Raw genomic sequence first — 22,386 nt, 5'->3', positions numbered from 1 at the left:
GGTCCAGGCAGACAATCCTGCCCGTCTGGACCACGGCACACCTCCGACCCTGCGAAAGGCAACCGCTCGCCCATGAGCCGTGCCGCACTGCTCCTGCTGGCCGACGGCCGTTTCCCCGCCGGCGGGTACGCCCACTCCGGCGGCGTCGAAGCCGCCGTCGCCCACAAGGCCGTACACGACATCGACAGCCTCGAAGCCTTCTGCCGCGGGCGCCTGCACACCACCGGCCTGACCACGGCCGGCCTGGCTGCCGCGGCCGCCGCCGGATGCGACCCCCTGATGCTGGACGATGCCGCCGACGCACGCACCCCCGTCCCCGCACTCCGCGCCGTGGCCCGCAAGCTCGGCCGGCAGATGATGCGCGCGGCATGCGCCACCTTCCCGTCCGCCGAACTCGACCGCCTGGCCGCCGAGCGACCCCAGGGTGCCCATCAGCCCATCGTCCAGGGCCTCGCCGCCCGGGCCGCCGGGCTCACCCCGCAGGACGCCGCCTGTGCCGCGGCGTACGAGACCGTCGGCGGCCCGGCCACCGCAGCGGTGCGCCTGCTCAGCCTCGACCCGCTCGACGCCTCGCGGCTGCTGGCACGCCTCAGCGTGGAGACCGACACCGTCGCCGCGGCCGCCGCCGACGCGGCGGCCCGCGTGGCGACCGAGGGCCCTGACGCCCTGCCGACGGCATCCGCCCCGCTGCTGGACATCACCGGAGAGCAGCACGCCGCCTGGACCATACGGCTCTTCGCCTCCTGAACCCACCCCTGCTTCCTGGAGTTCCCATGCACCTCGATCACCCCGTGACCATGCCCCACCGTCACACCTACAGCGCCGAGCCGCAGCGCACGGACGGCAGCCGCCGCGCCTTCCGCGTCGGCCTGGGTGGCCCCGTCGGTTCCGGCAAGACCGCCACCGTCGCCGCGCTCTGCCGCACCCTGCGCGACGAACTCTCCCTCGCCGTCGTCACCAACGACATCTACACCCGCGAGGACGCCGAGTTCCTGCTGCGCGAGGCCGTGCTGCCGCCCGAGCGGATCACCGCGGTGGAGACCGGAGCCTGCCCGCACACCGCGATCCGGGACGACATCTCCGCCAACCTGGAGGCCGTCGAGCACTTCGACGAGACCCTTGACCCCCTCGACCTCGTGCTCATCGAGTCCGGCGGCGACAACCTCACCGCCACCTTCTCCAAGGGCCTCGTCGACGTGCAGATCTTCGTCATCGACGTCTCCAGCGGCGACGACATCCCCCGCAAGGGAGGCCCCGGCATCACCACCGCCGACCTCCTCGTCGTCAACAAGACCGACCTCGCTCCGCACGTCGGTGCCGACCTCGCCACCATGGCCGCCGACGCCGAACGGCAACGCGGCGACCTTCCCGTCGTCTTCACCAGCCTCACCTCCGACGACGGCATCCGCGAAATCGCCGACTGGATCACCGGGCACCTCACCCGGTGGCGCGCGAAGGCGGCGGCATGAGCTCCGGCGCCCAACTCGCCGAACCCGGAGCCCCGTTCGCTCCCGCCGTCGGCACCGAGGAAACCTGCGGACACCCGGACGGCGTGCATGCCACCGCCCGCATCCGCGCCACGTACAACGGACGTGTCACCACGCTCCCCCAGCTGCGCAGCGACGGCCCGTTCCATCTACGACGCATGCCCACCAACGGGAAGACCGCCCGGGTGGGAATCATCGGCGCGATGAGCGCCCCACTCGGCGGCGACCGACTCGCCCTCGACATCACCGCCGAAGACCACGCCGAACTGGACGTCACTACGGCCGCCGCCACACTCGCCCTCCGCGGCCCCACCACCGCGCCGGCCACCTACGACGTACGGCTGACCGCCGGGGAGCACGCCCGCCTGCGCTGGCTGCCACAGCCACTGATCAGCGCCGCCGACAGCAACCTGCGCCAGACCTACACCGTCAACCTCGCCGCGACCTCACGACTGGTGCTGCGAGAGGAGCAACTCCTAGGCAGAACCAACGAGAAGCCGGGCCACCTCGTCAGCCGTATCCGAGTCCACCACGCCGGCCGCCTGCTGCTCGACCAGCACACCGCCTACGGGGATCCGGAACCCGGCTGGAACGGCCCCGCGGTCCTTGACGGACACCGCGCCGTCGGCCAACTCCTCGTCGTGGACCCAGAGCTGGACGTCAGGCGTGCCCCCGTCCTACTCCGCGAAGGGACCAAAGACGGCTGTGCGGTCCTCGCACCGCTGGCCGGCGGCCCGGCCCTGCTCGCCACCGCCGTCGCACCGACCTCCTCGGCCCTGCGAGAGCTACTCGACGAAGCACTCAGTCACGCTTTCGGTGAGTAGTACGCGTCCACCCCTCAAATAGTGTGCGAAGACGGAGGACCGAACGGCCAGTCAGGACTACTCGCAAGCAGGAATCCAAAGCCGACTTAAGCGACCGGTGGGGGAATCACCGCGAAAACATGATCGCGAAGCCGAGGGCCCGCCGAGGGATCGGTTGCGGCCTTCCCCCGCGGAGCCTCGGAACGAGGGTCCGCGGGACAACCACGTCCATGTACCCCAGTGCCCTACAAACGCAGCCTGGACCCGTCGGCGCGATGCGTATCGCCTCAGCGGCCACCATCGGGTCAGAGACCGCGAGCGCGACGACGCACCCTTCCCGCCGCCACACGCGTCAGGCCCCTGCGGGAATCGCCACCGAACCGCCAAGGCCCATCAGTGGCTGCCCCGGCACTTCGCCGGCATCAGCCGCTATGGACATCCGAGGAGTTGACTGCCGGCCGCGTTGTCGGTGCGGGCGGTGAAGTAGTCGGTGAAGGCCTGGACGAATTCCTCTTCGGTGATGCGGCCGTCTCCATCGTGGTCGAGCTGGCGGAAGCCGTGGTTGAGTTCGGCGGGGTGGACCCGGGAGCCGCCGAAGATCGTGCGGTACTCATCGGCGCACAGGTGTCCGCTGCCGTCGGTGTCCGCAGCGTGGAAGATCGCCCGCACCGCGACATGCAGCCCCTGCTCGAGATAGGCCGGCCCGGCGTCGATCCCGGTGAGCATGGCGGTGACGAACTCCTCGCAGGTCACCTGTCCGTCGTCGTCAGCATCCATGCCGGTCCGCAGGTGCTGCCACCAGGTCTCGAAGGCGGCATAGACGCGCGCTTCGCGCTCAGGGGTGAGTTCGAGCGGCCAGCACACGTTGTGCGCCATGGCCTGCAGATCGACCGAGCTGATGCGGCCGTCGCCGGTCTGGTCGAGGACCTGGCGGAAGAAGGTCCGCAGACGCGCCGGGCGGGAATCGGCACCCTTGCGGCGGCGTGGTGCGGGAAGCCGGACACGGCTTGCCTCCGGCGAGGAAGGGCGGTCAGTGGAGGCGGTGGGAGGCTGCGAAGTCGAGGAGTTGCCCGCCAGCGGGGTGCGGTAGCGGCGGTGCTCGGGCAGCGCATTCATCAGCACGCGCATGCCACGGTGCAGGATGAAGGACAACAGGGCCGCGCGGCGGGTACGGGGCAAGTTGAAGCGCTCGCGGAAGGCTTCCGGCAGGTCCGCGATGGTCAGCGCACCGATCACGTGGGCGGCCACCGTGCGCGCAAGCGGCCAGGCCGGCTTCAGGTGGCCGAGGCGGCGGGGTGCCGGTGCTTCACGGAGCATGTCGAAGAGCAGGTAGCGCACGGGTTCGCTGTATTCGAGGCGCTCGCGGATCGTGCGGTCCATATACGCGGGCACGTCCGCGGCCGTGGCCGGGAGCAGGTCGTCGGAGAGGCCGAACTCGGTACACACCGCACGGAATTCTCCGTACATCTGATCCAGTTCAGGCGGCGCCAGCGGGCGTCCGGACAGTTCCCGCATCGCCGTCATGCACTCGTACAAGGTGACCAGTACCCACACCCGCACCGCCGGGTCCAACGCTGTGAACGGCCTGCCCTGCTCGTCGGTCCCGGCCAGACGGCGGTGCGTGCGCTCCAGACGGGCAACCTCACGGCGTAGCCCTTCACGGTCGGAGAAGAACAGCCGCTTCCCGCTGTCCATGGTGTGCTCGATACGCCGCCACGGGTGCGCACGGTAGGTGGAGAAGTTGGCCATGCCGGCGGCGACCGCCGGATCCGCGGTCTGCAGAACCAGCAGCCGCCACGCCACCAACCCGATCCGCCACTCCCCCAGCGTGCGGCGCAGCAGCGAATCAGGACCAGGAAGATCAGTGGTAGCCAAGGGGACGTCTCCTCAAGCACGCGTACAGAAATGAACAGGGGACGCCCGAAGAGCGATCATCCGGCTATCCGCCCAGCCCAACGGTCCTACCGGCATCCGGGAGCGGCCAGGCTCCCGAATTCACCCATCCGGGACACGCCACCGGCTGATTCCAGTCCCCGGCGCCCTCGACTGACCGAGATCCAGGTATCGCACTGAGTGCCCATGGCGCTAACTCCGTGATGTGCGCCCTGCTCGACCTGCGGGGACGTCGCCAGGCGGGTGATTCCCGGTGTGTCCCGGACGCCTGCACCCGCATCACCGGTCCATAACGTCCCGAGGCGTACTACTCGGGCGCCGGGGCAGGCACGGGCCCCCGACCAAAGGAAGGCACATAGGCGCCCGCCTCGCGGAAACCCGGCTCGTCCGACTGGCCCGCTCCGGCGACGCCCAATAGCCCCACCGCACGCAGAAGAAACCCCGCCGGAAGCATTCCGGCGGGGCTTCTCGTCTGGCTCTCACAGCTGGGCGTGCCTGAAGAGCTGGGCCACGCGGGGTACGGACGCGCCGTGTCCTCGCATCGGTCGTCCGTGGTGGAAGCGCAACCCAGCGGCGGAATATGAAGTCCCGAGTGCCTGTCAGACGTGTGCTGCGGTGAGAGTGGTAAGCACTCCGAAGGCGAGCGCCGTTCCCATCTGCCGGGAACGGCGCTTGCGATCGGTGCCGGTCTGAGGGTCCGGTGGCGCGTCAGTCCTGCTGTGCACCGTCGAGTTCGGACCGGAAGGCGGCCTCACGGGCCACATGGCGGGGGCGACGGCGGAGACCCGCCCACGCGATGCCGAGGATGGCGAACCACACCGGGGTCACCAGCAAGGCCCGCAGCGTGTCGGGCTCCTGGGTCAGTGCCCAGATGAGGAACGCGAAGAACGCGAGCACGACGTAGCACATAACGATGCCGCCGGGCATCTTGAACTTCGACGCCTCGTGCAGGTGCGGACGGCGCTTGCGGTACACGAGGTAGCTGATCAGGATGATCGACCAGACGAAGATGAACAGCACGGCGGACACGGTCGTCACCAAGGTGAAGGCCTCGATGATCGAGTTGTCCATGGCGACCATGACGACTCCGGCGAGCAGGAACACCCCTGAGAGGAGCAGGGCGTTGGCCGGTACCTTCCTGGAGGTGAGTCTGCCGAAGCGCGCCGGGGCGTCGCCCTCCCGGGCCAGCCCGTACACCATCCGTGAGGTGGAGTAGATGCCCGAGTTCGCGGATGATGCGGCCGAGGTCAGCACCACGAAGTTGATCACCGAGGCGGCGAAACCCAGACCGGCAAGAGTGAACATCACGACGAACGGGCTGCGGTCCGCACTGATCTCGCGCCAGGGCGTGACCGAAATGATCACGATCAGCGCGACGACATAGAACAGCATCACGCGCACCGGGATCGAGTTGATCGCCTTGGGCAGGTTCCGTTCCGGGTTCTCCGCCTCGGCCGCGGTGGTGCCGACCAGTTCGATGCCGACGAAGGCGAAGGTCGCGATCTGGAATCCCGCGACGAACCCCATGGGGCCGGTGGGGAAGAACCCTCCGTCGTTCCAGAGGTTGGAGAAGCTTGCCGCGGCACCCCCGGGCGCCTGGAAGTGACCGAACACCATGACCAGCCCGACGACGATCAGCGCCACGATCGCGACGATCTTGATCAGCGCGAACCAGAACTCGGTCTCGCCGAACGCCTTCACGGTGGGCAGGTTCAAGGCGATCAAGAGGATGACGGCGGCCAACGCCGGTATCCACAACGGTAGGTCGTGCCACCAGTAGGACACGTACCCGGAGATGGCGATGACGTCGGCGATGCCGGTGACTATCCAGCAGAACCAGTAGGTCCAGCCGGTGAAGAAGCCGGCCCACGGCCCCAGCAGGTCGGCCGCGAAGTCGGCGAAGGACTTGTAGCGCAGGTTGGAGAGCAGCAGCTCCCCCATCGCCCGCATCACGAAGAAGAGCATCACGCCGATGATCATGTAGACGAAGATCACCGAGGGCCCGGCCAGCGAGATCGTCTTGCCGGAGCCCATGAACAGGCCGGTTCCGATCGCACCGCCGATCGCGATGAGCTGGATGTGCCGGTTGGACAGTTGGCGGGAGAGGTGTTGCTCGCCCTCGGGCGGGGGTGTCGATCCGGCCGCCGGTTGGTCCGGCACGGTGGTCGAGCCGGTGTCACTGCGTTCAGGCATGGGCAAACCTCGCGGATCTCAAGTCCCGTGCGGGCACGGGACAGGCGGTATCTCGGAGAATGACCACGCGCCCCCAGGGGGCGAGCGGCAGGGTGGGACTGCGCGCGGGCGTGCGGTAGCCGACCCGAGCGGTGTCAGTATGCTGAACGGGCCCACATAGAAGATCGAAGATCAGCCCGGGAGCCGGCAGGGGCGGCGGTCAGGGAAGAGGCGGCGGGAGAGCCATCAGGGGACTCCTCGATTGTCGAGCACGGGCAGGAGTCCGTGCGGCCGAGTGAGCCTCCCCCTCTGTCATGAGCCTGAGAGCTTCGCCGCGCTCAGCGCGCGGCTTGCACCGTCGGCGAGGCGCGTCGGCGCCTGCTTTCCAGAGTTGCCTGCCCGAGCGGTAGGGGTGCCTGAGAGTTTCCGGGGAGGATTTGCTCCTTCGGCGACTGGGTCTGGCTGATCCAGTGCTCTCCCGCTCCGGGGTGAACGGCAATGTGCGGTGAGATTAGGTCGACATGAGCGGCCGGTCAAGGGACCGACCGAACGCTGGACATTACTTTCGAGTAGTGCGGCACTCACCCGTGCGGGACGGCATTTGTGCAGCTCACGGCGCGCATCCCGGGCCGAGCCGTTACCGGCACGTAGACCGAGCGGACTCTTGACGGCTGTGTTCCGGTGCCCGTACGTTGCGTCCGGCAAGATCCGACAGCATCTACACCGCTGCCGATTCTGCGCGGGAGAGCCCACGTCATGTGACGACGCGGCGCCGAAGGAGCCAATCCTCCCCGGAAACTCCCCGGCCTTACCGTCGGGCCCCACAACTCCACATCGCGCTGTTCGAACCGAAGCGGGAGAGCCCTCGTCCACCCTTGGCGAGGCGCCGAAGGAGCAACTCTCCCCAGAATCTCTCAGGCCCAACTACCGCTTCGGCTAGGCGACTCTGGAAAGACAGGACGTCAATGTCCTGCGCCCACGGTGCAAACCGCCGGACCCGGCGGTGAAGCTCTCAGGTTCCGATGACAGAGCGGGGAGGCCACCCATCCACGGTGCCGCGTTTGCGGTGCCCCCACAGGGAGCCTCCCACCATGACCTTCCCCGAGTCCTCCGCGTCGGGTGAGTTCGCCACCCGCCACATCGGCGTCAGCGACGCCGACCGCGCCAAGATGCTGGCCGAAGTCGGCTACCCGACGCTGACCGCCCTCATCGACGCCGCCGTCCCGAGCGGCATCCGAAGCACTTCCGACCTGAACCTGCCTGCCGCCGCCACCGAGGCCGAGGCCCGCGCCGAGCTACAGGAGCTCGCGAGCAGGAACACCGTGGCCGTCCCGATGAGCGGACTCGGCTATCACGCGACGACCACGCCGGCGGTGATCCGGCGCAATGTGCTGGAAGACCCGTCGTGGTACACCGCCTACACGCCCTACCAGCCGGAGATCAGCCAGGGCCGGCTCGAAGCGCTGATCAACTTCCAGACCGTGGTCGGAGACCTCACCGGACTGCCGACCGCCAACGCGTCGCTGCTCGACGAGGCCACGGCGGTCGCCGAGGCCGTCACGGTCATGCGTCGTGTCGCCGGCAAGGGTGGTCGCTCCCGCGTCCTGGTCGACCGCGACACCCTGCCGCAAACCCTCGACGTCCTGCGCACGCGTGCCGCCGCGGTCGGCATCGAGATCGTCGAGATCGACGTGGCCGAACCGCTGCCGGAGGACGACTTCTTCGGGGTGGTGCTTTCCTACCCCGGCTGCTCGGGAGCCGTCCGCGACCTGCGCGAGGTGACCGCCGCGGCACGAGCGCGCGGCGCGCAAGTCACCGTGACCGCCGACCTGTTGGCGCTCACGCTGCTCGTGCCACCCGGTGAGTACGGCGCCGATATCGTCGTGGGATCGTCCCAGCGGTTCGGTGTCCCCCTGTTCTACGGCGGGCCGCACGCCGGCTACATCGCGGTCCGTGAAGGGCTCGAACGCCACCTGCCCGGCCGGCTCGTGGGCGTGTCCGTGGACAACTCCAGCCGGCCGGCGTACCGCCTCGCACTACAGACCCGCGAGCAGCACATCCGACGTGACAAGGCGACCTCCAACATCTGCACGGCGCAGGTCCTGCTCGCCGTGGTCGCGTCGGTGTACGCCGTCTACCACGGCCCCGATGGTCTGACCGAGATCGCCCGACGGACGCACCGGCACGCCACGCTCATCGCCGCTGGTCTGCGGAACAGCGGGATCACGGTGGTGCACCGCGAGTTCTTCGACACCCTGCTGGTGCGGGTCCCCGGCCGTGCCGAGGAGGTCGTCGCGGCCGCGCATGACAAGGGGCTGCTCCTGCGGCTGGTGGACGGTGACCACGTCGGCATCTCCTGCTCCGAGGTCACCTCGCGGGACCACGTCCGTCTCGTGCTCGACGCCTTCGGCTGCGTGGGGGACGACCTGGACGGGCCGACTGCGGGCGCTGCGGCGGCGCTTCCGCCGGACCTGCGTCGCACTTCCCCCTTCCTCACCCACCCGGTCTTCCACCGGCACCGGTCGGAGACCGCGATGCTGCGTTATCTGCGCAGGCTCTCCGACCGTGACTTCGCGCTGGACCGCGGGATGATCCCGCTCGGGTCCTGCACGATGAAGCTCAACGCGACCACGGAGATGGAGCCGGTCAGCTGCCCCGGCTTCGCCGACCTGCACCCCTTCGCGCCCCTCACGGACGCTGCCGGGTACCTGGCCCTGGTCGAGCAGCTGGAGACGTGGCTGGCGGAGGTCACCGGGTACGCCAAGGTCTCCATCCAGCCGAACGCCGGATCGCAGGGCGAGTTCGCCGGCCTGCTGGCCATCCGCCGTTACCACCAGAGCAACGGCCAGGCCGGACGCGACGTGTGCCTGATCCCGGCAAGCGCGCACGGCACCAACGCGGCCTCGGCCGCCATGGCCGGGATGCGCGTCGTCGTGGTGGCATCGCGACCCGACGGCACGGTCGATCTCGACGACCTCGCGGCGAAGTGCGCGAAGCACTCCGACAACCTGGCCGCGATCATGGTGACCTATCCCTCCACGCACGGCGTCTACGAGGCCGGCATCACCCGGCTGTGCGAGCTGGTGCACGAGCACGGCGGACAGGTGTACGTCGACGGCGCCAACCTCAACGCGCTGCTCGGAGTCGCCAAGCCCGGCGAGTTCGGTGGCGATGTGTCACACCTCAATCTGCACAAGACGTTCTGCATCCCGCACGGCGGCGGCGGGCCGGGGGTCGGACCGGTCGCGGTGGCCGCACACCTCGCGCCGTACCTGCCGACCCACCCGCTGCACCCCGACACCGGGCGCCGCGACGGCATCGGGGCGGTGAGCGCCGCACCGTTCGGCAGCGCCGGCATCCTGCCGATCCCGTGGGCCTACATCCGGATGATGGGCGCGGAGGGGCTGACCGAGGCAACCCGGACGGCCGTGCTGAGCGCCAACTACGTGGCCCGCCGCCTCGCCTCATACTTCCCCGTCCTGTACGCCGGAGAGTCGGGCCTCGTCGCGCACGAGTGCATCCTCGACGTCCGGCCCCTCACCGCCACCACGGGTGTGACGGTCGATGACATCGCCAAGCGGCTCATCGACTACGGGTTCCACGCGCCGACGATGAGCTTTCCGGTCCCCGGCACCCTGATGGTCGAGCCGACGGAGAGCGAAAGCCTCGCTGAACTGGACCGCTTCTGCGAGGCGATGATCGCGATCCGCGCGGAGATCGATCTGGTGGACCAGGGCGTCTGGGGCCTTGAGGACAGCCCGCTGCGACAGGCGCCGCACACCGCCGCCGCGATCGCCGGCGAGTGGACCCGGGCCTATTCGCGCGAGCAGGCCGCCTTCCCTGCGGGCGTCACACCCGACAAGTACTGGCCGCCGGTCGGCCGGATCGACCAGGCGCACGGCGACCGGAACCTGGTCTGCTCCTGCCCGCCTCCCGAAGCGTTCGCGTCCTGACCCCCGACCGGTCACGGTCCGAAGAGGAACCACCATGTTGAAGAAGACACCCCTGCACGACCTTCACGTGGAGCTCGGTGCGTCGTTCACCGGCTTCGCCGGCTGGTCCATGCCCCTGCGCTACACCTCCGAGCTGGCCGAACACCACGCGGTACGGACCACCGCCGGCATCTTCGACCTCACCCACATGGGAGAGATCGAGCTTTCCGGCCCCGAGGCGGGGCGAGCCCTCGACTACGCCCTGGTCGGACAGCCGTCGAAGATCGCCGTCGGCCGCGCGCGCTACTCCATGCTGGTCCACGAGACCGGCGGAGTCCTCGACGACCTCGTCGTCTACCGTCTGGCCGAGGCGAGATACCTGCTCGTGGCCAACGCCGGAAACGCGCTGATCGTGCTCTCCCAACTGCGTGACCGGATCGACGGCTACGCCGCCACGATCCGGGACGTGTCCGGCCGGTGCGCCCTGATCGCGGTACAGGGCCCGGCGTCCCCGGCGATCGTCGGCGAAGTGGCCGACATCGACGTGTTGTCGCTGAAGTACTACGCGATCGCCCCGGCGCGGTTGGCGGGCCGCGAGGTGTTGCTCGCTCGTACCGGCTACACCGGTGAGGACGGCTTCGAGATCTACTGCCGTCCCGCGGACGCCGTGGCCCTCTGGCAGAGCCTCAGCGCGGCGGGCGCGGGGCACGGACTCCTCCCCTGCGGCCTGGCCTGCCGTGACACGCTGCGTCTGGAGGCCGGGATGCCGTTGTACGGGCAGGAGCTCACCGCCCGCAACACGCCGTTCGAAGCGGGGCTGGGCCGAGTCGTGGCGTTCGACAAGCCCGGCGGGTTCGTCGGCGAGGCCGCTCTTGCCGCCCGTCGTGACCAGGGCTCGACCCATGTGCTGGTCGGGCTGGCCACGACCGGTCGACGAGCTCCGCGCACCGGCTACGCCGTACTCGCCCCGGACACCAACGAGCGCATCGGCGAAGTCACCTCGGGCGCGCTGTCGCCCACCCTCGGCCACCCCGTTGCCATGGCCTACCTGCCGACCGGCCGGAGCACACCCGGCACCGAGGTGCTCGTCGACATCCGGGGCAGCCAGGAGCCCGCCCAGGTCGTCGAGCTGCCCTTCTACCGCCGCCGAGCCTGACCACCACAGGACCTGACCACCACAGGAGAACAGATCATGAGCCTGCCCCCCGACCTGATGTACACCCGCGACCACGAATGGATCGCGAGCGAGGGCGACGTGTCGACCGTCGGTGTCACCGCCCACGCCTCCGACGCGCTCGGCGACGTCGTCTACCTCGACCTCCCTGCCGTCGGCACAACGGTCAAGGCCGGCGACGCATGCGGAGAGATCGAGTCGACCAAGTCCGTGAGCGACCTGTTCGCCCCCGCGGACGGCGAGGTCGTCGAGGTCAACGAAGCCGCCGTGGCCGACCCCGGTCTGGTCAACACCGACCCGTTCGGGGCCGGTTGGCTGTTCCGGATGCGGATCGCCGGTACGCCGGAACTGCTGGACGCCGCCGCCTACGCGGCACTCACGACAGGAGCGTGACATGTCCGTGCTCGACCGTCGGCTCGCCGACTTCGACCCAGAGGTACACACCGCCGTGCGCGCCGAGCTGGAGCGACAGCAGAGCACACTGGAGATGATCGCGAGCGAGAACTTCGCACCGGTCGCGGTCATGGAGGCGCAGGGCTCGGTCCTGACGAACAAGTACGCCGAGGGCTACCCGGGCCGCCGCTACTACGGCGGATGTGAGCACGTCGACGTCATCGAGCGGCTCGCCCTCACCCGGATCAAGGCGTTGTTCGGCGCGTCCTTCGCCAATGTGCAGCCGCATTCGGGTGCCCAGGCGAACGCCGCCGCGATGACGGCGCTCCTCCAACCGGGAGACACCATCCTGGGCCTGGACCTCGCGCACGGCGGGCACCTCACCCACGGTATGCGGCTCAACTTCTCCGGCAAGCTCTACAACACCGTCGCCTATCACGTCTCCGCGGAGGACAGCCGCGTCGACATGGCCGAGGTCGAGCGGCTGGCCATGGAGCACCGGCCGCAGCTGATCATCGCGGGCTGGTCGGCCTACCCCCGGCAGCTGGACTTCGCCGCCTTCCGGCGGATCGCGGACCAGGCCGGCGCGTACCTGATGGTCGACATGGCGCACTTCGCCGGTCTGGTCGCCGCGGGCCTGCACCCCAACCCGGTGCCGCACGCCGACGTGGTCACCACGACCACGCACAAGACGCTCGGCGGGCCACGCGGTGGAGTGGTGCTGACCAACCGTGCGGACGTGGCGAAGAAGGTCAACAGTGCGGTCTTCCCCGGACAGCAGGGCGGGCCGCTGGAGCATGTGATCGCGGCCAAGGCGGTGGCGTTCAAGATGGCGTCCGAGCCGGAGTTCCGCCGGCGCCAGGAGCGCACCCTCGCGGGTGCCCGGATTCTCGCCGAACGGCTGCGTGGACCCGATGTCGCGGACGCGGGCGTGTCCGTGCTGTCCGGCGGCACCGACGTCCATCTGGTCCTGGTCGACCTGCGGGAATCGGAGCTCGACGGACAGCAGGCGGAGGACCGTCTGCACGACATCGGCATCACGGTCAACCGCAACGCCGTACCGTTCGACCCACGCCCGCCGATGGTGACCTCGGGACTGCGGATCGGTACGCCGGCGCTGGCCGGCCGCGGCTTCGCGGAAGCCGAATTCGCGGCGGTCGCCGACATCATCGCCGAGGCCCTCAAGCCGGCCTGCGCCCCGGGCCTCGCCGCCGAGCTGCGGTCTCGTGTGGCCACGCTCGCCGACGCCCATCCCTTGTACCCGGAGCTGTGACATGAGCGACGCCACCACACCCTCCGCTGCGCCTGACGGCCGCAGGCTGCTGCGACTTGAGGTGCGCAACAGCCGGACCCCGGTCGAACGAAAGCCGGAGTGGATGAGGACGCGGGTACGCATGGGGCCGCAGTACAACGCGTTGCGCGCGCAGGTGGAGGCCGAAGGGCTGCACACCGTGTGCCAGGAAGCGGGGTGCCCCAACATCTTCGAGTGCTGGGAGGACCGCGAAGCCACCTTCCTCATCGGCGGTGACCAGTGCACCCGGCGCTGCGACTTCTGCCAGATCGACACCGGCAAGCCTCAGACGCTGGACCGCGAAGAGCCGCGCCGGGTGGCGGAGTCGGTGGCCAAGATGAAGCTGCGCTACGCCACGATCACCGGGGTGGCCCGCGACGACCTGCCCGACGGTGGTGCCTGGCTGTACGCCGAGACGGTCCGGCAGATCCACGCACGGAACCCGGGCACCGGGGTGGAGAACCTGGTCCCGGACTTCAACGGCGTCCCCGAGCTGCTGGCCCAGGTATTCGAGTCGCGTCCGGAAGTACTGGCCCACAACGTGGAGACGGTGCCGCGGATCTTCAAACGGATCCGGCCCGCGTTCCGCTACGACAGGTCGCTCGGTGTGCTCACCGCGGCGCGGGAGTTCGGCCTGGTCACCAAGTCGAACCTGATCCTGGGCCTGGGCGAGACCCGGGCGGAGATCTCCACCGCGCTGGCCGACCTACACGCCGCCGGCTGCGACCTGATCACCATCACCCAGTACCTGCGCCCCTCGGCGCGGCACCACCCGGTGGACCGGTGGGTCAGGCCCGAGGAGTTCATCGAGCTGAAGGCAGAGGCCGAGGAGATCGGTTTCGCCGGTGTGCTGTCCGGACCTCTGGTCCGTTCCTCCTACCGCGCCGGACGGCTGTACCGGCAGGCACTCGACAGAAGGCCAGGGGCGCAGCTGTAACCGGTGCCACCATGCGAGCAGCGCCCGGCTCCGACTGGTACCTGTGCTCGGTCGCGGCTACAGCGCTGCGCCGGCCGTACCCGAGGCCATCGCGCACTGGCGTGGGAACTCAGCCAGCGGGGCCATCCGGCAGCGGCGGAAGCCGAGTACCGTCCAGCACTCGACGGCCAGATCCGGCTTCTCGGTGAGGAGCACCCACACACCCGAAGCACATCCCGTGCTCTTGGCGATCTGCTGCGCCGCACCGAGTCCCAGCCGGCCACCGGAGCCGGTGGCGAAGACCTGCACTGGTGGGGCTTCAGCGGGGGCGGCAGTTAGGGCGTGCCCGATAGGTCGGGTGAGAAAGCGGTCGGCAGAGTGTGCCGTGATCCTCAGGACGGGGCGGAGACGACCGGTGGGCGGTGCCGAGTGACAGGCCATGCCTCGGCGCGCGGCCCTTCGGAGAGGCTCTGGACGGTTTTCGAGCCCGATTTGGGACCATGGCCATGTGAACGGGAATCCGGATTTCGGCGGGGCCGAGCCGGTAGATGCGCTTGAGGTGGCGCCGACGGCCCGGACGGCTGTGGCGTGGCTGCCGCCGCGGAAGCTCTGGCCGGTGATTCAGGACATCCGCTGGGAACACGATCCGCAGGTCCGGCGGTGGCCGCCGCATGTGAATCTGCTGTTCGGTTTCGTGCCGGAGGAAGCGTTTGCGCGGGCCGTGCCACTGCTCTCCGCCGTTGCGGCGCAGAGCACGGCGTTCACGGCGCGCCTGGCCGGAGTGCGGTACTTCCGGCACCGGCACTACGCGACGTTGTGGCTCGATCCGGCTGCGGCGGACCCGGCGCCGTGGGCCCATCTCCACCGGGAACTGGGACTGCGGTTCCCGCTTTGCCACGGGCGCGCCGGCCGCTTCACCCCGCATTTGTCCCTCGGCCGCACCCAGGACCCGAAGCACCTGGCCACCGAGTGCGCCGTCCGGCTCGGCGCGCTGTCGGCGGTGGTCGAAGAGGTGGTCCTGCTCTCCCGACGCGGCGAGGGGCCCATGCGGCCGCGGGCCGTGATCACACTGGGCACGGGCGAGGTCCGCCGACCGCAGGAGTGCTAGTGCTGCAACGGTGTTTGCCGGGGCAGCGCGCCGTCGGCCTTGCGGACCCGGCGGTCCGGCCGGCCTCACCTCGGAGTTGGCGTACCGGCGTGCGCGGCCAACGCCTCCCAGGTGGTGCCGCCCACCGACGTCGAGTCGACCCAGGTGGGGCGCAGCCCCAGGTACTCGGCGACCTCGACGGGCGCGAGGGTGCCCAGACCGGCCGAGGCGAAGCCGTCGATCACCGCCCGGTCCAGCCCGCTGTCGGCGAGTGCCCGGCGGGCGGCCTGGGCGTGCAGGGCGTACGGGGTGGCCCGGTCCACGCGTCCGCGGTCGGACAGCGCGACTCCGGCGACGGCGACCTTGCGATTCCCGTAAGTGGTCCCTGAGGTCATGAAGTGGTCCCTGAGGTCATGAAGTGGTCCCTGAGGTCATGAATCTGACGGCACATCAGACGTGGCCGGGCGGGCAGGGCGCGACACGCCAGGCGGCAGCCCCGTCCGCCCGGTGGGTCGCGGCCAGGTCCGCCCACCCCGCACCTTAAAGCGATTATCCGAGATATCGTGCGGTCTTTAAATACTTTCCCCGGGAGGGTATTCTCCGCTTGCGTGTGTATTTCGCCGGCCGGATTCGCGGCCGGTTGACTGCTCGCTGTTCGCCCATGCGGCGGAGCAGACATTTCCATACGCGGGACAAAGACCGTCCCGCCTTCTTTGGGGAGTGTCATGTTCGCCTTAGCGTCACCATCTCCGCAGCATGCCCGGGCACCCTACGCCGCATTGAATGCCGCGTTTGTCGCAGGCGCTGTTATTCCCGTGGGGGACACCCCGGAGGGGATTACCCTCACCCCGGACGGGGCCCGCGCCTATGTGGCCAACCGGGGCTCGAACACGGTGAGCGTGATCGACACCGCCACGAACACCGTGATCGACACCATCGCCACGGGGGCCGGTCCCACCGACGTGGCGATCAGTCCCGACGGCACCCGCGCCTATGTGGCCGTCTTCGACGACGGTCTGGTCAGCGTGTTCGACCTCGCCTCCAACACCCTCGTCACGGACATCCCCGTAGGGGCCGGGGCGACGATGGCGGCGGTCACCCCGGACGGGACGCGCGTCTATGTGACGCGGCAGACCACCGACACGGTGAGTGTGATCGACACTGCCACCAACACGGTCACCGACACCGTGACCGTCGGGACCGGGCCGACCGGCGTGGTCATCACCCCGGACGGGACCCGGGCCTACGTGGCGAGCTTCTCGGGTTCCGTCAGCGCGATCGACACCGCCACGAACACCGTGATCGCCACGATCCTCGCCGGCGACGTCCCCATCCTGCTGGCGGTCAGCTCCGACGGGACCCGCGTCTACGTCACGAACGCCGGCAGCTCCTCGGTGAGTGTGATCGACACCGCCACGAACACCACCACCGACAACATCGGCGTCAGCGCCCAGCCGCGCTTCCCGGCGCTGAGCCCCGACGGCGCCCATCTGTACGTGCCGAATTCCGAACCGGACACGGTGAGTGTGATCGACACCGCCACCCGCACCGTCGTCGAGAACATCAGCGCGGGAGACGGCCCCACCGGCTTCGCCGTCTTCCCCGATGGGACACGCGCCTATGTGGGCAACGTCAATGCCGGCACCGTCGAAGTCATGGCGACGACCGTGATCCCCGACCAGGGGCCCATGGCAGGCGGAACCACCGTGACGCTGACCGGTCACCACCTGGCCAACGCCACCGCCGTGCACTTCGGCACCGCCCAGGCCGTGATCACCGCCAATACGGCGACATCGGTGACCGTCACCTCCCCCGCCGGCGCCGGTGTCGTCCCCGTGACGGTCACCACCGCGGGCGGCACCGGCACCCTCGGGTCCTTCTACTACATGCCGACGCCCGCCCTCACCGGCATCAGCCCCGACGCCGGCCCCGTCTCGGGCAGCGACCAGGAGATCGTCATCACCGGCCGCAACCTCGCCGGAGCGATCGACGTGTACTTCGGCACCACCCGAGCCGTCATCCAGAGTGTCTCCAACACCCAGGTCACCGTCAGAGCCGCCCCTGCCCCGGCCCCGGGCGCCGTCGCCGTCACCGTGATCACCAGCGGCGGGAGCGCTGACGGACCGTTCTACACCTACGTCGGCCAGTCCACCATCACGGACGTCAGCCCCAGCGCGGGACCGACCACCGGCGGCACCGGGGTGACGATCACCGGCACCGGCCTGGCCTACACCGAACAGGTCACCTTCAACGGCACGCCGGCGCCCTTCGCGGTCATCTCCGACACCACCGTGACCGCCGTGTCCCCGCCCAGCGCCACCGAGGGCACCTTCGACGTCACCGTCACCACCCCCGGCGGCAGCTCTTCGGGATCGTTCACCTACGTCTTCCCACCCGGCGTCTGACCCACCCGCGCCCGCCGTCCGGGCGGGCGCCGCATCCGGGCCGGAGCAGCGAGATCCCGGCCAGCCGGGCGCTCGGTTGCCCGGCAACGGGCCCTGAGCGCCGGAGCCGTGCCGACCTCGCGATGCCAGCCCGGGCAGGAAAACACCTTCCGGCAGCCGGCCAAGTGCATTTCCCTTCCCGTCCCACAGGAGAAATCGTGCGTCACTTCAGCTTCAAGCGCATCGCCCTGAGCGCGGCCACCGGATTCGCGGCCCTTCTTTTCTGACCGAATTCGGCATCGGCCGCGACCGGTACCGGCGTCGACCACTATCCGAGAGAAGAAGTATTCCAGCTGACCGCGCAGCAGACGCAGGTCACTTTTGTCGATGTGGACGGGTCGTCCGGGCCCAGCAAGCGGGATGAATTCGTCATCAGCGGGAACCTCTCGCGCGGTGGCGTCCCGGTCGGCACCTACAGCCAGATCTGCACGCTGACCCGCACCGCCCCCGCCGATGAGTTCGACCTCCAGAGCGCGGCCGACCTCGCCCTTCCCCTGGGACAGCTCACCGTCCAGGGCCGGTTAACCGCTATAGGTGCCGGCCCCGGCAACATCGTCCTCGCGAGCACCGGAGGTACCGGACGCTACCGCACCGCGCACGGCACCGTTCACGGCGACAACGTCAGTGGCAGGGAAACGCAGCTCACCGTGCATCTGATCCGCTGACCGGGCGGCCGGCGCCCGAGGTGGCCCCAGGTGACTCCGGGGCCGCCCACGTGAGTTCGAGGGGCCGGGCCACGGCGACGCGGCCCGGCCCGGCGTGCGCCACTCTTTGCCCCCGGAGTTGAAGCGCACCTGCTCGTTGAGCGGCTGCCGGAAGAAGGCGCGCGCCTCGTGATACGTGCCGTACACCAAGTCCGGCGGGAGGCCATGTCCGCGCAAGAAGAAGAACCGCCCTGCCGGCAGGCCGCAACCGCATCGCTGGACTTCGCACCGCGTCTCGGTGGAGCCGCCCGCAGGCGAAGCCGAAGACGAACGACCTTGACGGAGCCCGAAGTTCAGCCACCATCACGACACCGGAGAAGGGTCCACACGCTCTGACAGCGTTCCTAGTTCTCGTCGACTTTTCCAAGCTCTGTGACCGCTCAGTGCTGCCCGAAACCGTCGACAAATGCTGCTCACCCTCACCTGCAAAGCATCCGTGCCGTACTGCCCCGTCGACCACCTCGACATCGCACGCCAGCGGCCAGGCCGAGGCCGGTGCGGACGCGGGGCGACCCCGTGAGTTCGCACAGAGGACCGCCGCAGCGCGGGCGCTCTCACCGGGCACCCCGCACTGCACACCCTGGTGCACGGCCACGCCCCCCGACGATCCCCGCGGCCCGTCCACTGGAACAGGCGCAGCTGCGGACTGCGGCCTTCCTCAACGTCTGCAAGATCGGTGGGTGTCGCGCGCCGCTCAGCGCACGCGAGCGAGCAGAGCCGCGGGGTCAGGCTCGGCCTGGAGGCCGCGGAGCAACAGAGTCCACAGGTCGCGCAGGCGCTCCTCGATGTGCCGGCGTCCCTCCAGGGCGTCGGAGACGGTGTGCAGACCGAAGAAGGAGCAGACGATGCCGTGGGCGGTGGCGGCAGGTGGCACATCGGCAGCGAGTTCACCGTTACGGGCGGCTTCTTCGAGGAGCTGTGTCACGGCTTCGATCCAGCCGAGGAACGGTGCGGGGAGCTGGGCGTCGATGGCTTTGCGTTCGGCCCAAAGGCGGGCTCCGGCCCGGACGACGATGTCGTCTCGGAAGGCGCGTGCCACCTCGAAGCTCAGCCCGACGAGTCTCTCCAAGGCCGGCAGGCCGGGCTGCCGGTAGCGGCTGATCAAATGCGGCCACGTGGCGAAATGTTCCTCGACGATGGCGAGGGCGAGCTTCTCCTTGCTGGCGTAGTGGAAATAGATGGCCCCGCTGGTGCGACCGGAATGCGCACTGATGTCGCTGATGCTGGTACCGGCGTACCCTTTCTCGTCGAACAAGGTTGCCGCCGCCTCGAGAAGGAACCTGCGCGTCGTTTCCGCCCGGATCTGCACGTACACCTCAAACGTTGTTCTCGTTCCGCCGGAAGGCAACCTACCGCTCCCCGCGCCCCGGAATTCAAGGGTGCGCATGTTCGAATTTCGGTATTCCCTGGTCGTATGAGCACCTCAACGGTCAGGGCCGTCGGAAAGAGTGAGCCGCTCAGCTGGTCCCGTACCGTCGAGCGGGAGCTGGTGCACCGGACCTCGGTGGCAGAGGTCCTCCTTACGGATGTACGTCCGACCGATACCCCGCACGTCTTCCTGGCGGCGGCGTCATGGCCACGCGCGCATGCGACGTTCCCCCGCGACGGTTCGCAGCGGCACAGTCCGCTGATTCTGGTGGAAACACTGCGTCAGCTCGGTCTCTACATTCCCTTGCGGTTCTACGCGGTTCCGGAGGTCTTCCGTGCGGTCATCACCGACCTGCACTTCCACCTCAGCCCCGCCGACGAGTTGCCGGCCCGCGCCGGAGCGACCGAAATCACCTGCTCGGCACGGGTCAGCGCCGTACGGCGGGTGCCGGACGAGTCGGCCGTCGGACTGCGACTGAATGTCACCTTCGCCGCGTGCGGGGTGACTTTCGGCCGAGGCGGCGGGGGCGTGCGATTCCTGGACGGCGCGCGCTTCGCCGCGCTGCGCGCCAGGAGCGCGGTCCATGCCGTCCCGGCTCGCACTCCGGAGGGCGGGTACCGCCCGCCGGCCGCACAGCTGACCGTCAATCACCCGCATGATGCGGTCCTCGCTCTCGACCAGGGCGAGCTGTTGGTCTCGCCGGCCGACCCGCTGCACCCGTTCTTCTTCGACCACCCCACCGATCACGTGCCTGGCATGGTGCTGTTGGAAGCCGCCCGCCAGGCCGTCTCGTACCGCAGTCGGGGCAGACTGAGCCGGCCGCTTTTCGGCCGGCTGAAAGCCTCCCGGTTCACCGAACTGACCCCACCCGCACGTGTGCTGTGCACCCGGCATGGCTCGACGTGTGCATTCCGCATCCTCCAGGGCGGCACGGAGACGGCTTGCGGCACGTTCGGTTATACGTAGAGCACATAATATTGACATTTATGAATTGGTTGACCTTTCTGCGTTGCCGTCCGTAACGTAACGATCGTTATTTTCCGGCTGGAGCGGATGAACTCCTATCCGTGAGAGCTGCCCTGCCGGAATCCCTCGGCCCGGTGCCGGGCGTCCGTGAAACCGACGCTGCCCTGCCTCTCTCGCGACCGGTCGCATCGGCGCCTTCGGGCCCCACCAGAACGGAATGCCGAATGACCGCAGACAGCATCCTTTCCTGGACCCCCGCGGCCGTCGTTTTCGACTGTGACGGCACGCTGATGGACACCGAACGCCACTGGGAGGACGCCCGTGACATGGTGCTGAACAGCTACGGCTGCGCACCCTCGGACGAATTCGCGGACAAGGCGCGAGGGCTGCACTACACCGAATGCGGGCGCTTAATGGCCGAGGTGGCCGGGCGACCGGAACTGACCGGGGACATGACGGAATCATTGCTCAAGCACTTCCGTGAACTCGTCGCCGCAGACCCCACCACCATGCCCGGGGCGCCGGAACTGGTGCATTCGACCGTGCAGTTCGCCCCGCTGGCCGTGGCCAGTAACTGCCCGCTGGAAGTCGTCGAGTCCTGTCTGGGAATGGCTGGACTCCGGGACTGCTTCAGCCACATCGTGGTGCCCGACGACACCACGAGACCCAAACCTCATCCGGACGTCTACCTCACCGCCGCCCAACTCTGTGGGGTGGACCCCGCTGACACGCTGGCCGTCGAGGACTCCCACTGCGGCATCCAAGCTGCCGCAGGTGCGGGCATGCGGGTACTCGGAGTCGGTCCCCGCCCCAGCGACAGGGAGACGGCGTTGGCCGACTGGTGGGTCCACTCGCTGGCAGAGCCGGCGGTGCAGGGATGGGCCGACGCCCGCATCCCTGCCCAGGGCACTGCGCCCGGGACCACGACCGCATGACGGCGGCCCGGCCCGCGGCAGACTCCGTGACGGGCCGCGGGCCCGCGGGCCGGGTGGCATTCAGGGGGCGCCCCGTTGGTAGGCATACCGGGAGCCCCCGCCGGATCTTCGGAAGGGGCGCGGCTCGGCGCCCTGGCCGAGGTCGATCCATCGGCGGATGTCGCTGCGCGCTGCCCGTGAGCGGGAGCCGTCGACGGCCGCCCGGGAGAAGTCCAGGACGTTCGCGCCACCAAGCTTGGTCAGGCAACTTCCCACGGCTCCGGCCGAGCCATCCCACACCGCGGATCGCTCACACTGCCCGAGGGCAACAGGCGAGTCGACGGGCATCGCCCTCAGCGCTTGAGCGCGCGGAAGGCAGGCCAGACCGGTGGCGAGCATGATGCGGTCGACCGTGTCGGTGAGGGTGCTGTCGGCGTCGATGCTTGTCTCGATGCCGCCTGGCAGGAGATCGAGCGGCCGGTGCCAGTCGCGCAACTGCGGCTCGGCTACCTCGTCAGCGATCGGCTCGGGGCGTGGCGGGCGGGGTGGATCTGGTGGCCGGTTGCATTCTGGCGGTGTTCCTCGGCGTGGCACCCGAGCAGTATCCGGGCGCCGGCCACAGCCGGGTTACAGTCGAAAATGACTCCCCGGGAGCGCTCCGCCAGGAGCAGGCGGACCTCGTCGAGGCGGTGCAGCGACGTTCGTCCATCCAGGGCACCTTGGTCCGCCCGGTGGACATGGTCACCACGCTGAAGCAGTCCAACGAAACGAAGGCGGCGCTGACCGAGGCGGCTCAACGGAGGGCAAGGAGATGCCGTGTCTCGCGTGTACAAGATCGACA

General features: G+C 69.2%; 17 protein-coding genes, 2 pseudogenes and 3 riboswitches. Of the genes and pseudogenes, 13 read left to right on the top strand and 6 right to left on the bottom strand.

The window, feature by feature from the left end:
- The first annotated feature begins 72 nt into the window (after window positions 1-72).
- From TU31_RS26270 to TU31_RS26260, 3 genes are read left to right on the top strand one after another with little or no spacing between them, the layout of a single operon-like run.
- Window positions 73-747, top strand: a complete 675-nt coding sequence (locus TU31_RS26270; RefSeq protein ID WP_042158795.1) for an urease accessory protein UreF — start codon at window positions 73-75, stop codon at window positions 745-747.
- A 26-nt stretch (window positions 748-773) separates the two neighbouring features.
- Window positions 774-1,469, top strand: coding sequence for an urease accessory protein UreG (gene ureG / locus TU31_RS26265; RefSeq protein WP_042158794.1), 696 nt, complete (start codon window positions 774-776; stop codon window positions 1,467-1,469).
- A complete protein-coding gene (locus TU31_RS26260; RefSeq protein WP_042158983.1) occupies window positions 1,466-2,311 on the top strand; it encodes an urease accessory protein UreD in 846 nt (281 codons plus the stop codon). The genes ureG and TU31_RS26260 overlap by 4 nt, the downstream gene beginning before the upstream one ends.
- A 408-nt stretch (window positions 2,312-2,719) precedes the next feature.
- Here the strand turns inward: TU31_RS26260 and TU31_RS26255 are convergent, their stop codons facing one another.
- Together TU31_RS26255 and cycA are read right to left on the bottom strand one after the other, a co-directional pair.
- Complete coding sequence (locus TU31_RS26255) at window positions 2,720-4,165, bottom strand: oxygenase MpaB family protein (RefSeq protein ID WP_042158793.1); 1,446 nt, start codon at window positions 4,163-4,165, stop codon at window positions 2,720-2,722.
- 726 nt (window positions 4,166-4,891) lie between these two features.
- A complete protein-coding gene (cycA, locus tag TU31_RS26250; protein WP_042158792.1) occupies window positions 4,892-6,376 on the bottom strand; it encodes a D-serine/D-alanine/glycine transporter in 1,485 nt (494 codons plus the stop codon).
- A gap of 281 nt (window positions 6,377-6,657) precedes the next feature.
- Window positions 6,658-6,749, bottom strand: a riboswitch (glycine riboswitch).
- A riboswitch (glycine riboswitch) is annotated at window positions 6,750-6,846 on the bottom strand.
- A gap of 353 nt (window positions 6,847-7,199) precedes the next feature.
- A riboswitch (glycine riboswitch) is annotated at window positions 7,200-7,295 on the top strand.
- Between the two features lie 151 nt (window positions 7,296-7,446).
- On the opposite strand from cycA, the gene gcvP reads away from it, so the two are divergent.
- The 5 genes from gcvP to lipA are packed head-to-tail and all read left to right on the top strand — an operon-like array spanning window position 7,447 to window position 14,082.
- Complete coding sequence (gene gcvP, locus TU31_RS26245; RefSeq protein WP_042158791.1) at window positions 7,447-10,308, top strand: aminomethyl-transferring glycine dehydrogenase; 2,862 nt, start codon at window positions 7,447-7,449, stop codon at window positions 10,306-10,308.
- A 34-nt stretch (window positions 10,309-10,342) separates the two neighbouring features.
- Window positions 10,343-11,443, top strand: coding sequence for a glycine cleavage system aminomethyltransferase GcvT (gene gcvT, locus TU31_RS26240; RefSeq protein ID WP_042158790.1), 1,101 nt, complete (start codon window positions 10,343-10,345; stop codon window positions 11,441-11,443).
- A gap of 36 nt (window positions 11,444-11,479) precedes the next feature.
- Window positions 11,480-11,854 carry a glycine cleavage system protein GcvH gene (gcvH, locus tag TU31_RS26235; RefSeq protein ID WP_042158788.1) on the top strand — a complete coding sequence of 125 codons (375 nt, stop codon included), beginning with the start codon at window positions 11,480-11,482 and terminating at the stop codon, window positions 11,852-11,854.
- Window position 11,855: 1 nt separating this feature from the next.
- Entirely contained in the window at window positions 11,856-13,127 is a 1,272-nt protein-coding gene (glyA, locus tag TU31_RS26230) for a serine hydroxymethyltransferase (protein ID WP_042158787.1), read from the top strand.
- A 1-nt stretch (window position 13,128) separates the two neighbouring features.
- Window positions 13,129-14,082: a lipoyl synthase gene (lipA, locus tag TU31_RS26225; protein WP_042158786.1), complete on the top strand. Its 954-nt coding sequence runs from the start codon at window positions 13,129-13,131 to the stop codon at window positions 14,080-14,082.
- 57 nt (window positions 14,083-14,139) lie between these two features.
- Here lipA and TU31_RS26220 read toward each other — a convergent pair whose 3' ends face one another.
- A complete protein-coding gene (locus TU31_RS26220) occupies window positions 14,140-14,370 on the bottom strand; it encodes a hypothetical protein (protein WP_042158785.1) in 231 nt (76 codons plus the stop codon).
- Window positions 14,371-14,569: 199 nt separating this feature from the next.
- Between TU31_RS26220 and TU31_RS26215 the strand changes: the two genes are divergently transcribed.
- Window positions 14,570-15,169 (top strand): 2'-5' RNA ligase family protein, encoded by a 600-nt coding sequence (locus TU31_RS26215; RefSeq protein WP_042158784.1) that lies wholly within the window; start codon window positions 14,570-14,572, stop codon window positions 15,167-15,169.
- A gap of 86 nt (window positions 15,170-15,255) precedes the next feature.
- Here the strand turns inward: TU31_RS26215 and TU31_RS26210 are convergent.
- Window positions 15,256-15,543, bottom strand: a pseudogene (locus tag TU31_RS26210) (acetyl-CoA acetyltransferase); the annotation flags it as partial.
- Between the two features lie 420 nt (window positions 15,544-15,963).
- Here TU31_RS26210 and TU31_RS26205 point away from each other — a divergent pair.
- Window positions 15,964-17,553, top strand: a complete 1,590-nt coding sequence (locus tag TU31_RS26205; RefSeq protein WP_042158782.1) for an IPT/TIG domain-containing protein — start codon at window positions 15,964-15,966, stop codon at window positions 17,551-17,553.
- A gap of 197 nt (window positions 17,554-17,750) precedes the next feature.
- Window positions 17,751-18,257 (top strand): annotated as a pseudogene (locus tag TU31_RS26200) (allene oxide cyclase barrel-like domain-containing protein).
- 733 nt (window positions 18,258-18,990) lie between these two features.
- Here the strand turns inward: TU31_RS26200 and TU31_RS26195 are convergent.
- Window positions 18,991-19,611 (bottom strand): ScbR family autoregulator-binding transcription factor, encoded by a 621-nt coding sequence (locus TU31_RS26195; protein ID WP_078885952.1) that lies wholly within the window; start codon window positions 19,609-19,611, stop codon window positions 18,991-18,993.
- A gap of 99 nt (window positions 19,612-19,710) precedes the next feature.
- On the opposite strand from TU31_RS26195, the gene TU31_RS26190 reads away from it, so the two are divergent.
- Together TU31_RS26190 and TU31_RS26185 are read left to right on the top strand one after the other, a co-directional pair.
- Entirely contained in the window at window positions 19,711-20,631 is a 921-nt protein-coding gene (locus tag TU31_RS26190) for a ScbA/BarX family gamma-butyrolactone biosynthesis protein (protein WP_042158781.1), read from the top strand.
- A gap of 224 nt (window positions 20,632-20,855) precedes the next feature.
- Window positions 20,856-21,566 (top strand): HAD family hydrolase, encoded by a 711-nt coding sequence (locus TU31_RS26185; protein ID WP_042158780.1) that lies wholly within the window; start codon window positions 20,856-20,858, stop codon window positions 21,564-21,566.
- 60 nt (window positions 21,567-21,626) lie between these two features.
- Here the strand turns inward: TU31_RS26185 and TU31_RS40655 are convergent, their stop codons facing one another.
- Window positions 21,627-22,040 (bottom strand): P-loop NTPase family protein, encoded by a 414-nt coding sequence (locus TU31_RS40655; RefSeq protein WP_063770827.1) that lies wholly within the window; start codon window positions 22,038-22,040, stop codon window positions 21,627-21,629.
- Window positions 22,041-22,386: the final 346 nt, after the last annotated feature.

The organism is Streptomyces lydicamycinicus, assembly GCF_000829715.2.
Taxonomy (GTDB): Bacteria; Actinomycetota; Actinomycetes; order Streptomycetales; family Streptomycetaceae; genus Streptomyces; species Streptomyces lydicamycinicus.
Note: the sequence above shows the minus strand (reverse complement) of the source record. Positions and strands in the feature narration are given on the sequence as shown.